Here is a 15,636-nt window from a genome sequence, read left to right as displayed (position 1 = left end):
ATCCGCCGCCACGCAGGCAAACTCGCCTACCAGAAGAGCCGCGCTCAATAACAAGGCGGTCTGCCGGCTACGCTTACAGTTAGGGTGGGGTGGCGCAAGAAATGAATTCTTCGAATTCGTCGCATCGGCCGAAGGCCTCGCGTGCGCACCCCACCCCCTCTTTTCTGGTCATTCTCGACGACGGCACGAGGCACCGCGTCAGCGATCGCGAGCTCGCCAGGCAGATGAGCCAGGGGCGCACCGCGACGCTGAAGCGCCTGCGCCAATCCCGCGCCGAGGCCCTGGCTGCCGTGGCCGACAAGATCGAGGATGAGCGTATCCGTCGCGACTTCGAACGCGCCGAGCGTGACCTCGACGCCGCCATCCGACGCTTCCATAAACGCGTGCGCGTGCAACCCGAACCGCGCCGTCGCGCGCCAGCCGCGGGGAAAAGGAAGTCGACCGTTGCCGGTACCGGCCACAGCGGGCTGGTGTTGAAAGCGCGCCCTCAGACGTCGAGCGCATTGTCGCGAAGGGACCGTGCAGGGCGCGAAGGCATGATGCTCCGTATCCGCTATGTCCGTGCTGGCGGACGGCATGCCGCGATAGGCTGCGTGATGCGCCACTGGCGCTACATCGCGCGCGAAGCAGCCGTCACCATCGATGTGGAGGGCAAGCCGATCCTCGCGGGGAATCTCGGCGATGCTACCGCAGAGCTCGACGACTTCATCGAGCAGGTCGCGGCGGGCCTCGCGGTGCAGGAGAAGGTGCTGCGGGCGATGCGCAGGAACGCCAAGCTCAGCTTCCGGATGGTCGGCGCCTTTCCCTATGGCCTTCCGGTCGCGGCCCGGCGCGATATGCTGCAGCGTATCGGCGATGAAATTTTCGGCGTGCGAGGACTGGGCTGCTCGGCGGCCGCCCACGATGCCGATCCTGGTGCCGATGTCGACAATCCGCACTTCCATTTCGACTATACCCTGCTGCCAATAGAGCGGCAGGCGGATGGCAGCTATATCGTCTCGAACGAACTGCGCACCGATCTCGACGGGCCGGAGGGGCTACGCTTCATCCGGCATCAGGTCGCCCGGATCATGACGGAGGTCGCCCGCGAGCACGGGCTGGATCGCACCTTCACCGCGTTGTCCTACCGGGAGCGCGGCATGGATCGCGAGGGCGGCGAGCATGTCGGCCAGCAGGGCACCGCCGCGCAACGCCAAGGCCACCATGTCGCCACGGTCGCCCGCAACGAAGCCCGACGCCGGCGAGACGATGCGCGCGAACGGGCACGAGCCGCACGCGAGCGGATCGCCGCGCTGGAGCAGCTGAAACGGGCGATCGAGGGGGAGGCTGCGCGGGTTCCACTATTGCCGGCGTTGCCCGACATCGTGGTGACGGACGCGACGCTGCCGGCAATCGGCGCCACAATACCTGATCTTGCGGTCGCGATGAATGTCGATCCGGTGTCGCGCACCGCGGTGTCGGACGACGTGCCGATGTTCCCGCTGCCGGCACAAGCCCCGCACATTCCGGTGGTGCCGCCGACCTTCCTCACTGCAAGCCCGATGTCGCGGCCGTCGATCCCGCCGGCACCATTGCTAACGGCTGTCCCAGCCACAGTCTCGCGAAGCACATCCGTGCCGACTCTGTCGAGCATCGGGGATGCTGTGCCTGATGCACCAAAGCCGCCAGCGCTGACGAGTATCGGAAAGGCGCCGCCGATCCTGCGACGAATGGGCCGGTTGCACGACATCGGATCGTCTGCGCCGACGTTCGACGCGCCGCCCAGCCTTACGAAGCTCGGCAAGAATGCACCCGCGATCCCCGCTGTTCCGCCGGTCTACCGCATCGGCACGGCCGTCCCGAACATGCCGAGCCCCCGGTTCGAGCTATGGGATATTGGGCCTGACCTCGCCAACGATGCTGATGACGACGCGATCGAAAAGGATCTGCGGGCAGCGGTCGAGCGCGAAACCGTCCGACGCCAGGAGGTCGCGCTCGATCCGTTCGGTGGCATACCGGAATCCCGGCCTCACCCGGAATTCGAGGAACTGCTGTTGCTCCTCCAAAAACAGCCGGATCTGCTCACGATTCACGAGGGGCAAATGTTCCCCGGCAACGCTCTCCCAGCACGCCTTCGAACGGCGCTGCACGACTATGCCCTCAACCCGCGCGCACGAGCGATGATGGTGAACGCCGTGAAGAATGCGATAACTCGTGCCGATGGCCATGATGCCGTGAAAGCGCCTGCGTCTGTCGTTGCTCGCGCAACAGCCGCTCGATCGACACAAGAAATGGGATAGTTTGCTGTTGCCCTCGCTTGGCGAGTCAGACCCAACAGCATTTCTTAAATTTTTTGCGGCTCCCGCAATGGCACGGGTCATTCCTGCCGACCTTCGTGCCATCCCGCGCTCGGTTGTTCGCCGGTTGCAGGCGGGCGGCTGAGTGCCCGCTGACAACCATTCCCTGCGTTTCGACATCCATTTTCCGGTCGTGCTTCCAGGGGAAGCGTACTGCGAGGCTGAGCTTAGGGAGGCCGTCAGCTTCGCTGACCAGAATGCCGAACCAGTTCGCGGCACGATGAACATATTTGCGTCGACGGCAATGGTCGAGCAATGCCTCGACGGCTTTTGATTCGTGTGCGGGATTGCAATGAATTGTCAGTCCGGCATCCCCTTCACCGAACCCCAGGCTGAAGTCATGTCGCAGACCATCAACCCTGGTTCGACGGGCGATATCCTTCATTCCTTGGTCAAGCTGCTTGACCGTGTCGCCGTTGATGTCGAGCAGGAGGAATCCAAGGTCTACTAAATCCGGGTGCGCCTCGTGTTCGATCTTCTCGATCATCCGAGCAACATGTGTACCAGAAAATTTTGTCAGAATGCCCTTGGGAGTCGCGGTGCCAGGAATGCCTTCACGCCGGACAGTCATCGCAGTATCGAGGTCGAGGGAGCAGTCGTCCGCCACGATCGCAACACCGGTTTCATCCTCAAACCAGAGGTTCTGGCTCAGGTGATAGCCGAGGATCGCAAGTTCGTTAGTGCCTTGAATACGCTCAGAATATCCCACGCGCCGGTCGATGTAGCTCAGAAAACGTAGGGGGGTGGCAAGCATTTCAGCCATGACGTCTATCAGGAACAAGTCGGCGGCTAGCGGCGCGTGTATAACTGCGTCCGCCTCATATTTGAGGAATTGCCGCGCCTGGACGGCCAGCACAGGATAGTGGTCGGACACCGCGCACATGATATAGACGTGACGTGGCTTAGAAATGCTCAGACTGGATCCGCCCTCCTCCACAAACGCGAGATCCGGCTCGCCGAGTGCGCGAGCGCATATCAAACCTTGATCGTAGGCATCCTGGACGGCCTTTTGGAAATCGTCCCGGAGCGTTTTATCGTTCCCCTTTCGTGACTCGAGGGTCATCTTTTTTGATTTGCACTGAACGATTATGGCACGGTCGCCGAAAAGGACCAGCACATCCATTTCCGAAACGCGACCACCTTTCCCCTCGATGTTGACATTGCAGTGGACGTTTTGTTCACCGAATACGGAGCGGAGCCGCTTGGCTACGAACTGTTCGGTGAAAGCGCCACGATGAGCCGATGCGTTGGCTCTGTAAGTCTTGTCGCCGACCATCCAATAGAATGGCGAATCGTAGATAGACTCGACCATTCCATATGTATCGAGAGCCAAAAAGCGTTCATCCGGAAGGGCGATGATTGGGCATGCGGTCGCTAAATTGAATGCGCCGAGAGAAGCAAAATCAAGGTTTGATGGCGCCGTGGCACTAAATGCAGTGAAAACAGCACAAGTAATCTCATCTGACTGACCACACTGCCGCGCGACTTCTTCGACCGTTACGCAAAATGCAGGCAACAGTGACGAATCGGGAGACTTTAACCCCTTAAAATTGCGCAGCGCCTTGGGGATTTTCACTCCATGGATATTCGTAATCGCACGAGCCACTGCCAGCGCTTCAGCGATGCTAAAGCCCTTGGTAGCACGAAGCCGCGTTTCGTCTGCGGCGTAACGCTCCAATGCCATGTCGCGATACTGGAAGTTATACGCTGACTCGCCGCCATAAAAGATGGGTTCCCGCAGCACATCCGCGCGCGTGAATGGGGACGGAGGGCGCGTCTTTCCTTCCATCGACAATCTCACGGCTTCGCCGATCGACTCCCACATCGGCCGCCCCAGTCGATCATGGAGTTCCTGCAACAACGTCTGTGCCCGGTTGACGAGCTTTTGGATCTCGGCTGGTGCGGGATCGCTCAGGTCGATCGGCTGGCGAATCAGAAGGCCGAGGAGGGTCGAAAACTCCGTTCGAATCGTTCGGCCGGACACATAGGAGCCCGCGACAGCCTCGCTGTCCATCGCGCCGTCGAACATGACATAATTGTCTCGTAGCGATATCCATGAAAGCGCATGGACAAAGCCCGGGGTGACACAGAGCGCCGCGAGATCGTCGAAGATATCCTGTTCGGGGCGCGGTTCTTCGGAACCCATGTTTTTCTTCCCTGCCTGATCGACGATGATAGCCATACAACGATCAGACGCGTCAGTCGCCGCCAACTGCTCGGCTATCCAGATTTTCCTAGGTCTTTACAATGAACACATGGCCGACCGGACGCTTGACGTGATCAATCAATGGCCTTTGTTAGGGCCACGGCTTCATTGAAGCCGATACGATTGACCGCTTCTGCTCAATTGCCAACGGTTCGGCGGGAAAAATCCTGTCATGCAGCCCTCTTGCCCTCCCTCGGCGGCAGAGGAATAGAAATTTTCCAATCCTTACAGTGCCCAGCTTTGGAGCTTTCCGGGCACCATACTCGTGAAGCGGACGCCGTAGAGGACAAAGCTGGACACCCGTATGCGACGGTGATTGCGTTTCACGCTTGACTTGTTGGAGAATGTTGCTCTGATGTTCTTGCCGCAATGGTAGGTGGGGCGGCATGAACGAGGCATCACGCGGTAGGAAATCGAGCGCTTTTTCATGGTGGCTGCGGACAGGCAGGCTTCCGCTAGCGGTCAGTCCTGACGGTCTCGAACTCAAATTTAACCCGTGGCACGATCCGGCGGACGGTCGGTTCACCTTTGCCGGCGCTGGACGCCATTACGGCGCCAGCGAGGCCGACGCGGCTGGCGGGGCGAGCAGTCGCACGTCGGACCGTGCCGGTGCCGCGCCCGCTTTAGGGGACCGCAGCAAGTCGCAAACCGGGACACGGTCGAAGCGGAAAACATCGCGTGCCGGACCACCGGCGAGTGGCGCCCACAGGCCGGTGAGACCCGTGCCGCCCCCGGTGCAACCCAAAAGTACCGAAGAAGGACAGCTCGGCAAGCAGCCAAACCCTGTCACCGAATTCGTCGGTGGCGTTGGCGAAGGACTTTACGACGTCGGGAAAGTAACGGTGGCGGGCCTACACGCTGCGCGGACGACGAACCCGGCGACCACCGTTCGCAGCGCAGGTCGTGGAATCGCAGGCATGATCGATGCCGCGATCGCTGCCGAGGATACGCCCGCTCGTATCCAGGTCTCGCGCGCTGCAAGCGCCGTTGCCAACGCATCGGCGCGGGATATCGGCCGTGCCACGGGAACGGTCGCCGGCAATGTTGCACTTGCGGTAGCGCCGGGAGCGACGCTCTCCAAGGTAGCCGCATTGCGCCGACTTCGCATGGCGAGGCCGCGAACGACCTATGAGCCGCCGCAGATCGGCTGGGTAAGGGAGACGACTAGGTCAAAAAAGTCCTGGAAAACCTATAACGATGCTGCCCCCGGCGCGCGCGCCGGTCAGGCACCGACGCTGATGCGAACGATGGCGGACGGCTCGAAGCGGCCTGTAAAGTTCGACGGCATCCAAGGCGATTACGTGATCGACCGGAAATGGAAAGTGGTCGATGCCCCACATGCGCGAGCCCAGCTCTTGCGGCAGTCGCAGGTGTTGGCAGAACACCGCCTGATCGGGACATGGGAGGTTCCTACGCTTGTCGAGAAAAACAAAGCGCTCAAGCTGTTCAAAAAGATGAGTGTCACCAACATCCACGTAAAGGTCGTGAAGCCATGATTGCTATGCAGGTCGCGGATATCATCGCAGAGTATGTCGTGTTCCTCACATTGACTGACGAGGATGAGCTCAATCTCGACACCGCCGTGAAAATGACAGAATCCCTCGCTGACCATCTCGAAGAGATGGATAAGGGATTTCTCCGCGAGCTGGTGGATACCTTTCCTGTTGTAGCGGAGGGATACAGCGGCGAGGCGCAGGAGGTGGTGCGCAATATCGCATACAACTTCTACCTCGAGGAGGCGCTCGCAGCCGAAGATCCTGTCAGGCTAGCTGAATTAGAGGCACTGCGCGACGCAAGGGACTGAACGCCGGCCGAATGTAAAGGCGGTGCGATCTTGGCTTCGTCCATCTCCATCATCGGCGACTGACAAAAATTCCCCAACAATCTGAGTGGTTAGTTTTGTCCGATTGGGTGCACCACTTCCGGTCCAACCATATGGACCTGTCACCCTCAACGCCCCGGCGACCATCCCCCGCCGATCGCCTGCATCAGGGCGATGGCGGCCGTCTGCTGGTTGACCACGGCCTGGATCTGGTTCTGTCGTGCGGTCAGCGAGTTGGTCTGGGCGACGATCACCTGTGAATAGTCGACCGTTCCACTGAGATACTGGTTGTTGATGATCCGCTCGGCCTCGGTTGCGGCGGTGGCGGCGGTCGCGCGGCTCTGGGTCACGTTGGCCAGCACGCGGGTGCCCGCCAGATCATCCTCGACCTGCTGGAAGGCGGTCAGCACGGTCTGGCGGTAATTGGCGACCGCCTCGTCATATTGCGCGCGGGCCTGGAGCAGCTGGCCGTGGCGGGCGCCGAAATCGAGCAGGGTCATCAGGCCGCTCAGTCCGAAGGACCACAGGCTGGTCGCCGCCGAGAAGAGCTGACGCACGGCGGTGCCGCTGGTATTCTGGCTGCCCGATAGCGTCACCTGCGGAAAATAGGCGGCGCGCTGGATGCCGATATTGGCGTTGGCGGCGGCGACCTTGCGCTCGGCCGAAGCGATGTCGGGGCGGCGCTGGAGCAGGGTGGCGGGGACGATGCCGGGGACGGTCGGGACGCTCGGCGCCCAATTCGTCGACGCGACCGCGAAGCTCGACGGATTCTCGCCGACCAGGACCGCGATGGCGTGTTCCAGCGTCGCGCGCTGCTGGTCCAGCGTCTGGCGCTGGGCCACCGCGCTGCTGAGCGTCGCCTGCGCCTGATAGACGTTGGAATGGGCGACGGTGCCCGCCTTATACTGGTTCGTCGTGATGGTGAGGGCGCGGCTGTAATCCTTGATGACGGTATCGAGCAGCACCCGCTGCGCGTCGATCCCGCGCAGCTCGATATAGTCGGTCGCCAGCTCGCCTTGTGCCGACAGGGTGGCGTTGGCGAGGTCGCCTGCGCTCGCCTGCGCATTCGCCTTGGCCTGGCTGACCGCATTGCCCAGGCGGCCCCAGAGATCGGGTTCCCAGCTTTCGCCGATGCTGAGCGCGAAGCGTGAGCCGGCGTTGGTCACGCTGTTGACCCCCGTGCCGGTGCCCGTACCGATCCCGGTCGCCTGACCGCCCGAGAAGCTGCCCGAATGCTGGCCCGATGCAGAGCCTGTGATCGTCGGGAATAGCGAGGAGCGCTGCACGATCACCAGCGCGCGGGCCGCCTGATAGGCGGCGCGCGCGGCGGCGACATTCTGGTTGGTGACGGAGACGCGGCGCTCCAGCCCGTCCAGCACGGGATCGCCGAACAGCGACCACCATTCGCCGCGTGCGACCGCGTCGGAGGGGGTGGCGGGTGCCCAGCCGGGCGCTTCCTTGAAGCTCGCCGGGATCGCGACGGTTGTGGGCGGGCGATAATCGGGGGCCATCGAACAACCGGCCAGCGCCAGTAGCGGCAGGACAGAGCGGACAGCGCGGGTCATGCGGTTACTCCATTCGCCGGGGGCAGGTCGTGCCGGGCGAGATAATGTTCGTCCGCCTTGCGGCGGCGGAAGCGGTCGAGCGCCAGATAGACGACCGGAGTGGTCAGCAGGGTCAGCACCTGGCTGGCGATCAGCCCGCCGAAGATCGCGATGCCCAGCGGACGGCGCAGCTCGGCCCCGTCGCCGAACCCGATCGCCAGCGGCAGGGCACCCAACGCCGCCGCCATGGTCGTCATCATGATCGGGCGGAAGCGGAGCAGACACGCCTCGCGCACCGCCGCGACCGGCGACTTGCCTTCGCCGCGTTCGGCCTCCAGCGCGAAGTCGATGATCATGATCGCGTTCTTCTTCACGATGCCGATCAGCAGGATGATGCCGATCAGCGCGATGATGTCGAACTCGCCCCCCGTCGCGATCAGCGCGATCATCGCGCCGACGCCTGCCGAGGGCAGGGTGGACAAGGCGGTCAGCGGATGGATCGCGCTCTCATAGAGGATGCCCAGCACGATATAGATGGCGAGCAGCGCCGCCAGGATCAGCAGCGGCATCGAGGCGTTCGACTGTTTGAACACCTTGGCCGTACCGCCGAACTCCCCGTGCACGGTGGCCGGAAGACCAAGGCTCGCCTGGCTCTGTGCGATCAGCGCGGCGGCGGCGCCCAGCGACACCCCCTGGGGTAGGTTGAACGAAATGGTCGCCGAGGGCTCGGCATCCGAATGGTTGACGGCGGCATTGGTCGATCCGGTCGACCAGCGGGCAAAGGCGCCCAGCGGCACCATGGTCCTGGCCGCGGTGCTGACCGCGCTGCCCGATGCCGTCGCCGATCCCCCGGCACCCGTGCCCGAGGTGGAACCGGTGGTCGGGGTGGCGGATGTCGCGGTGGTGGTGGTGTTGGTGGTCGGGGCGTTCGAGGACGTGGTCGACGATGTCGTTCCACTCGCCGGGACATAGACATTCTGGAGCGCGGTGGGCGATCCGTTGAACTGGCGCGCCGCCTCCATCACGACATGATATTGGTTGAGGCCCGAATAGATGTTCGCGACCTGGCGCTGGCCGAACGCATCATAGAGCGTCGCGTCGACCGTCTGCATCGTCACGCCCAGCCGCGCGGCGGCATCGCGATTGACCTCGACAAAGGCGTCGGCGCCCGCATCCTGCTGGTCGATATCGACATCGGTCAGGACATCGGGCCGCTTCTTCAGCGCCTCGACCAGCTTCTCACCCGCGTCCTTCAGCACGTCCGGGCTGTCGGCCTTCAGCACATATTGATAGGTGCTGTTGCTCTGCCGCCCGCCGACCTGAAGATCCTGGACGGGGTTGAGGAACAGGCTGACGCCGCTGACCCGGGCCAGCTTGGGCCGGAGCCGCGCGATCACCTCGGTGGCGGGCGGCCGTTCGGACCGGTCCTTGAGCGTCGCGAACAGGAAGCCGCCGCCCGCGCGCGATCCGCCCGCGAAGGACACGACCGTCGCCACCGCCGGGTCCTTCTTCACGATGCGGGTGATCTGGGTCAGCTTGGCCTGCATGTCGGTGAAGGAGATGCTCTGGTCGGCGCGGATGCCGCCCATCAGGCCGCCGGTATCCTGTTGCGGGAAAAAGCCCTTGGGCGCGATGCCGATGAGGAAGATGTTGAGCGCGACCGTGCCCGCCAGCAGGATCAGCACCGCCCCCCGATGGAGCAGCGCCCAGTCGAGCGCGGTGGCATAGCGCCGCTGCATCGCATCGAAGCTATGGGCCGCCGCCCGCATGACGCGGCCTTCCTCTTCATGGTTGCGCAGCACGCGCGACGCCAGCATCGGGGTGAGCGTCAGCGAGACGACCAGGCTGATCATCACCGCGATCGACATGGTCAGCGCGAATTCGCGGAACAGCCGCCCGACGATCCCGCCCATGAAGATCAAAGGCACGAAGACCGCGATCAGGCTCAGGGAGATGGACAGGACGGTGAAGCCGACCTCGCGCGCACCGGTAAAGGCGGCCTGTAGCGGCTTCATCCCGGCCTCGACATGGCGGCTGATATTCTCGACCACCACGATCGCATCGTCGACCACGAAGCCGGTCGCGACGGTCAGCGCCATCAGCGACAGATTGTCGAGGCTGAACCCTACCAGATACATGACGGCCAGCGTGCCGAGCAGCGAGGCGATGACGGCGGCGGCGGGGATCAGGGTCGCCCGCCAGCTGCGCAGGAACAGGCTGACCACCAGTACGACCAGCAGGGTCGCGATCAGCAGCGTCACCTCCACCTCGCGCAGCGACGCGCGGATGGTCAGGGTGCGGTCCGAGGCGACCTCCAGATGGATGTCCGGCGGCATCGCGGTGCGCAGGGCGGGAAGCTGCGCCCTCAGCGCGTCGACCACCTGGACGATGTTCGCGCCCGGCTGGCGGCTGATCAGGATGGGGACCGCGCGCTCGCCGTTGAACAGGCCGATGGTGCGGATATCCTCCGGCCCGTCGCTGACCGTCGCGATATCGGACAGCCGCACGCCCGCGCCGTTGCGCCAGGCGATGATGGTGTTGCGGTAATCGCTGGCACGGCGCCCGGCCTGGTTGGAATAGATCTGCCAGCTCATGCCCCGCGCATCGACCACCCCGCGCGGCCGGTTGGCGCTTTGCGACTGGAGCGCGGTGCGGACATCTTCCAGCGCGATGCCGTAGCGCGACAAAGCGAGCGGGTTCAGCTCGACCCGGACCGAGGGCAGCGCCGCGCCGCCCAGCTCGACATTGCCGACGCCCTGTACCTGCAACAGCCTTTGCTGCACGATGGTCGAGACGGTGTCGTAGATCTCGGACGGGCTGCGCGTCTTGGAGGTCAGCGCCAGGATCAGGATCGGCGCCTCGGCCGGATTGGCCTTGCGATAGCTGGGGTTGGATTTCAGCGTGGCGGGCAGGTCGGCGCGGCTGGCGTTGATCGCCGCCTGCACGTCGCGCGCCGCGCCGTCGATGTTGCGCGACAGGTCGAATTGCAGCGTGATCTGCGAAGAGCCCACGCCCGATCGCGACGTCATCTCGCTGACCCCGGCGATGGTACCGAGATGATGCTCCAGCGGTGCCGCGACGCTCGCCGCCATCGTCGCGGGGCTGGCGCCGGGCAGGTTCGCCTGCACCATGATCGTCGGGAAATCGACCGCGGGCAAAGGCGCGACGGGCAACAGGAAGAACGCCGTCACGCCCGCCAGCATCAGTCCGATGGTCAGCAGGATCGTGCCGACCGGCCGCCGGATGAATGGCCCCGAGATGGTCACGCCGGAACGACCGCGCCGCTGGCCCCCGCGTCCGGGCGGGCTCGCCGGGTGCGCCAATTCTCCAGCGCCAGGAAGATGACCGGCGTGGTGAACAGGGTCAGCACCTGGCTGAAGATCAAGCCGCCCGCGATCGCGATGCCCAGCGGCTGGCGCAGTTCATGCCCCATGCCGCCGCCAAAGATCAGCGGCAGGGCGGCGAACAGCGCGGCGAAGGTCGTCATCATGATCGGCCGGAAGCGCAGCAGCGCCGCCTGCCGGATCGCCTGGGACGGCGTCGCACCCTCTTCGCGCATCGCCTCCAGCGCGAAGTCGATCATCATGATCGCGTTTTTCTTCACGATACCGATCAGAAGGACGATGCCGATGATCCCGATCACGCCCAGCCCGGCGCCGGTCAGCCACAGGCCGAGCAGCGCGCCGATCCCGGCGGAGGGCAGGGTGGACAGGATGGTGATCGGGTGGATGAAGCTCTCATAGAGCACGCCCAGCACGATATAGACGACGACGATCGCCGCCAGGATCAGCCACGCCTCATTGGACAGCGAGGATTTGAACGCGCTCGCCGCACCCGTGAAGTTGGTGGTCAGCGCCGGCGGCATCCCGATCCGCTGCTCGACCCGTTCGATGGTCGCCACCGCGCTGCCCAGCGAGACGCCGGGGGCCAGGTCGAAGCCGATGGTCGCCACCGGGAATTGCGCCTCGCGCGTCACGACCAAAGGCGCGGAGGCGGTGCGGATCGTCGCCACCGCCGAAAGCGGTACGCTCTTGCCCCCCGACAGCGGGATGCGCAAATCGCCGAGCTGCCTGGGATCGGTGACGCTGTTCGGCGTCGATTCCAGGATGACCCGGTTCTGGCTCGACTGGGTGTAGATGGTCGAGACGATCCGCTGGCCGAACGCATCGTACAGCGCATTGTCGACCGCGATCGCGCTCAGGCCCAGTCGCCCGGCGGTGTCACGATTGATGTCGACCACCACCGACCGACCGTTCGCCAGCGTGGTCGAGGTGACGTTGCGCAAGTGGCGTTCCTTCGCCAGCGCCTCGGTCAGCTTGGCGCCCCATGTGTCGACCAGCCCCTCGTCCGCGCCCTGGATCGAGAAGCGATAGGCGTTCGCCCCCGTCGAGGTGTCGATGGTCAGGTCCTGGACCGGGCGGAAATAGACCGTCATGCCGGGCACGTTCGCCACGTCGTTCTGGAGCGCCGTCAGGACCTGCGACAGGCTGCCGCGCGATCCTTCGGGGGTCAGGTTCACGATCATGCGGCCCTGCGACAGCGTCGCATTCTGCCCGTCGACGCCGATCGCGGAGCTCAGGCTGGCGACCGCCGGATCGGCCAGGATCGCCTGCGCCACCTGCTGTTGCAGCGCGGCCATTCGCGTGTAGCTGACGTCCTGCGCCGCGCTGGTCATCACCGCGATCTGGCCGGTATCCTGTTCGGGAAACAGCGACTTGGGGATGACCCAGAACAGCGCGGCGGTCGCGACCATGGTCCCGGCGAACACGATCAGGGTCAGCGCCCGGCGCGCCATCACCCAGTCGAGCGCGCGGGCATAATGATCGGCGACCCAGGCGAACCCTTCCTGCGTCTTTTGCGACAGGGGATGCGGCTTCTCCTCGCCCTCGGCCTTCAGCCAGCGCGCCGACAGCATCGGCACCAGCGTCAGCGCGACGACCGCCGACAGCAGGATAGTCATGGCGAGCGTGACCGCGAACTCGCGGAATAGCCGCCCGACCACATCGCCCATGAACAGCAGCGGGATCAGCACGCCGATCAGGCTGACGGTCAGCGAGATGATGGTGAAGCCGATCTCGCTTGCGCCCTTCAGCGCGGCGGGGAAGGGACGCATCCCCTCTTCGATATGGCGGCTGATATTCTCCAGCACCACGATCGCGTCGTCGACCACGAAGCCGCTGGCGATGGTCAGCGCCATCAGCGTCAGGTTGTTGATCGAGAAGTTCAGGAAATACATCGCCGCGAATGCGCCGACCAGCGACAGCGGCACCGCGATGCTGGCGATGATCGTCGCGCGAACCGACCCCAGGAACAGGAAGATGACCAGCGTGACCAGCGCGATCGCCAGCAGCAATTCGACCTTCACATCCTCGACCGAGGCGCGGATGCCGTCGGTCCGGTCGGTCAGCAGCGTGACATGGACGTCGGCGGGAAGCTGCGCCTCCAGATCGGGCAGTGCGGCCTTGATCGCATCGACCGTGCCGATGACGTTCGCGCCCGGCTGGCGCTGCACGTCGATGATGACGGCGGGCTTGCCGTTCATCCAAGAGCCCAGGCGGACATTCTCGGTCCCCGCCACGACCTGCGCGACGTCGGACAGCCGGACCGGCGCGCCATTGGCATAGGCGATCACCAGGTTGCGATAGGCGGCGGCGTCGGCCAGCTGATCGTTGGCGTCGATCGTCCAGCTCTTGGTCGGGCCGTCGAAGCTGCCCTTCGCCGCATTGGCATTGGCATTGCCGATTGCGGTACGGATCGTCTCCAGCGAAAGCCCTCGCGCGGCCAGCGCGGCGACATTGGCCTGGATACGCACCGCCGGGCGCTGTCCGCCCGACAGCGAGACGAGGCCGACACCGGAAACCTGCGCGATCTTGTTGGAGAATTGCCGCTCGACGATCCCCTCCACCTCGCCCAAGGGGCGTGTGTCGGAGGTAACGCCCAGCGTCAGGATCGGTGCGTCGGCCGGATTGACCTTGGCATAGATGGGCGGTGCGGGCAGGTCGGTGGGCAGCAGCGTGGTCGCGGCGTTGATCGCGGCCTGCACCTCCTGCTCGGCGACGTCGAGCGACAGGTCGAGCCGGAATTGCAGCGTGATGACCGACGCCCCCGCCGACGAGGCCGAGGTCATGCGGGCCAGGCCCGGCATCTGCCCGAACTGCCGCTCCAGCGGCGAGGTGACGGTCAGCGCCATCACGTCGGGGCTGGCGCCGGGATAGAGCGTCGTCACCTGGATGGTCGGATAATCGACCTCGGGCAAGGCGGAGAGGGGCAGCGAGCGATAGGCGACCAGCCCCGCCAGCAGGATCGCCAGCATGAACAGGGTCGTCGCCACCGGCCGCAGGATGAACGCGCGGGAGGGACCGCCCGGGGTCGGGGCGGGGACGGCGTCGGGGGACGCGCCGGGCGCGCTCATCCCTGCTGACCCTTATGGTGACGACCGCCGCCATGACCGCCCGCGCCGGGGCCGCCCTTTTCACCCGGCAGGCGGACGGTCGCGCCGTCCTCCAGCCCGTCGGCACCCTCGACCACCACGGTCTGGCCGGGCTGGACGCCCGACAGGATCGCGATGCGCTGGGTGTCGCTGGGGCCGGTCTTGACCTTCACCAGCTTGACCGTGTGATCGCCCTGCAGGACGAACACGAAATCGCCCGGTGCGCCGTGACGCACCGCCGCGACGGGCACGGTGACGACATCGTGCAGCGTCTTCACCAGCATCGAGACGTTGACGAACTGGCCGGGGAACAGCGCATGGCCACCATTGTCGAACCGCGCCTTGGCCTTCACTGTGCCGGTGGTGCTGTCGACCTGATTGTCGAAGGTCAGGAAACGGCCATTCGCCATCACATGATTGTCATTCTGATCGAGCGCCTGGACCGGCAGCCCCGCGCCGCTGCCCGCCACGTCGCCGATAGACGACAACTGTCCCTGCGGCAGCGAGAAGGTTACGTCGATCGGGTCCTCCTGCGTCACCACGACGATGCCATTGGTGTCGGACGGGGTCAGGTAATTGCCGATATCGACCTGTCGGATGCCCGCGCGCCCGGTGATCGGCGACTTGATCGCGGTATAGCCCAGGTTCAGCTGCGCGGTGCCGATCGCGGCGCGGTCGGCGGCGACGGTGCCGGTCAGCTGGCGGACGGTCGCGCGCTGGGTATCGACCTGCTGCGCGGCGATCGAGTCCTGCTTCAACAGGGTCGCATAGCGGTTGAGATCGACTTCGGCGGCGGTCAGCTGCGCGGTGTCGCGGGCCAGGTTCGCGCGCGCCTGCGCCAGCGCCAATTGATAGGGGCGGGGGTCGATCTGGGCCAGCATCTCGCCCTGCCGCACCCGCTGGCCGTCGCGGAAGAACAGCTTGAACAGGGTGCCGGACAGTTGCGGCCGGACCGTCGCGGTCACGATCGGCTGGACGGTGCCCAGCGCCGAGACATTGACCGCCATGTCGCCCTTCGCGGCCTTGGCGATGCCGACGGCGGCGGGGGGACGACCGCGCGACGGGTCGGCCGAACGCTTGGTCAGCCAGCGCGCACCGAACGCGACCGCCAGCAGCAGGAGGACGATAATCAGGACCGCGCGCCAGCTGCGCCTGGGACGCTGCGGCTGCGCGTCGTCCGGCGCCGAATGATCCCCCGTCGTCATGCTCTCATGGTCGGTCATATCGGCGTCCCAGCCTTGCTTTTGCTGGCACCGCTAACGACGCGAATATTACGCCGAGACTGGGAGTTTGTGACG

At 64.8% G+C, this 15,636-nt stretch carries 8 protein-coding genes; 3 read left to right on the top strand and 5 right to left on the bottom strand.

Annotated features, from left to right (window positions below; all coding sequences use genetic code 11):
* Window positions 1-101: 101 nt before the first annotated feature.
* Window positions 102-2,279, top strand: a complete 2,178-nt coding sequence (locus QZ546_RS15330) for a hypothetical protein (protein ID WP_294239430.1) — start codon at window positions 102-104, stop codon at window positions 2,277-2,279.
* Window positions 2,280-2,304: 25 nt separating this feature from the next.
* On the opposite strand, the gene QZ546_RS15325 is transcribed toward QZ546_RS15330, so the two are convergent.
* On the bottom strand, window positions 2,305-4,518 hold the full coding sequence (locus tag QZ546_RS15325; protein ID WP_294239427.1) for an SEC-C metal-binding domain-containing protein: 2,214 nt from the start codon (window positions 4,516-4,518) through the stop codon (window positions 2,305-2,307).
* Window positions 4,519-5,459: 941 nt separating this feature from the next.
* On the opposite strand from QZ546_RS15325, the gene QZ546_RS15320 reads away from it, so the two are divergent.
* A complete protein-coding gene (locus QZ546_RS15320) occupies window positions 5,460-6,038 on the top strand; it encodes a hypothetical protein (protein WP_294239425.1) in 579 nt (192 codons plus the stop codon).
* Window positions 6,035-6,346, top strand: a complete 312-nt coding sequence (locus tag QZ546_RS15315; protein ID WP_294239423.1) for a hypothetical protein — start codon at window positions 6,035-6,037, stop codon at window positions 6,344-6,346. Before QZ546_RS15320 ends, QZ546_RS15315 begins: the two co-directional genes overlap by 4 nt.
* A 146-nt stretch (window positions 6,347-6,492) precedes the next feature.
* Here QZ546_RS15315 and QZ546_RS15310 read toward each other — a convergent pair whose 3' ends face one another.
* Genes QZ546_RS15310 through QZ546_RS15295 form a run of 4 tightly spaced genes read right to left on the bottom strand, consistent with a single transcriptional unit; the run spans window position 6,493 to window position 15,561 of the window.
* Complete coding sequence (locus QZ546_RS15310; protein WP_294239420.1) at window positions 6,493-7,929, bottom strand: efflux transporter outer membrane subunit; 1,437 nt, start codon at window positions 7,927-7,929, stop codon at window positions 6,493-6,495.
* Complete coding sequence (locus tag QZ546_RS15305; protein WP_294239417.1) at window positions 7,926-11,174, bottom strand: efflux RND transporter permease subunit; 3,249 nt, start codon at window positions 11,172-11,174, stop codon at window positions 7,926-7,928. Before QZ546_RS15305 ends, QZ546_RS15310 begins: the two co-directional genes overlap by 4 nt.
* Window positions 11,171-14,320 (bottom strand): efflux RND transporter permease subunit, encoded by a 3,150-nt coding sequence (locus QZ546_RS15300; protein ID WP_294239413.1) that lies wholly within the window; start codon window positions 14,318-14,320, stop codon window positions 11,171-11,173. The genes QZ546_RS15305 and QZ546_RS15300 overlap by 4 nt, the downstream gene beginning before the upstream one ends.
* Entirely contained in the window at window positions 14,317-15,561 is a 1,245-nt protein-coding gene (locus tag QZ546_RS15295) for an efflux RND transporter periplasmic adaptor subunit (protein ID WP_294239411.1), read from the bottom strand. Before QZ546_RS15295 ends, QZ546_RS15300 begins: the two co-directional genes overlap by 4 nt.
* Between the last annotated feature and the right edge of the window lie 75 nt (window positions 15,562-15,636).

This window comes from uncultured Sphingomonas sp., from assembly GCF_913062585.1.
GTDB lineage: Bacteria > Pseudomonadota > Alphaproteobacteria > Sphingomonadales > Sphingomonadaceae > Sphingomonas.
Note: the sequence above shows the minus strand (reverse complement) of the source record. Positions and strands in the feature narration are given on the sequence as shown.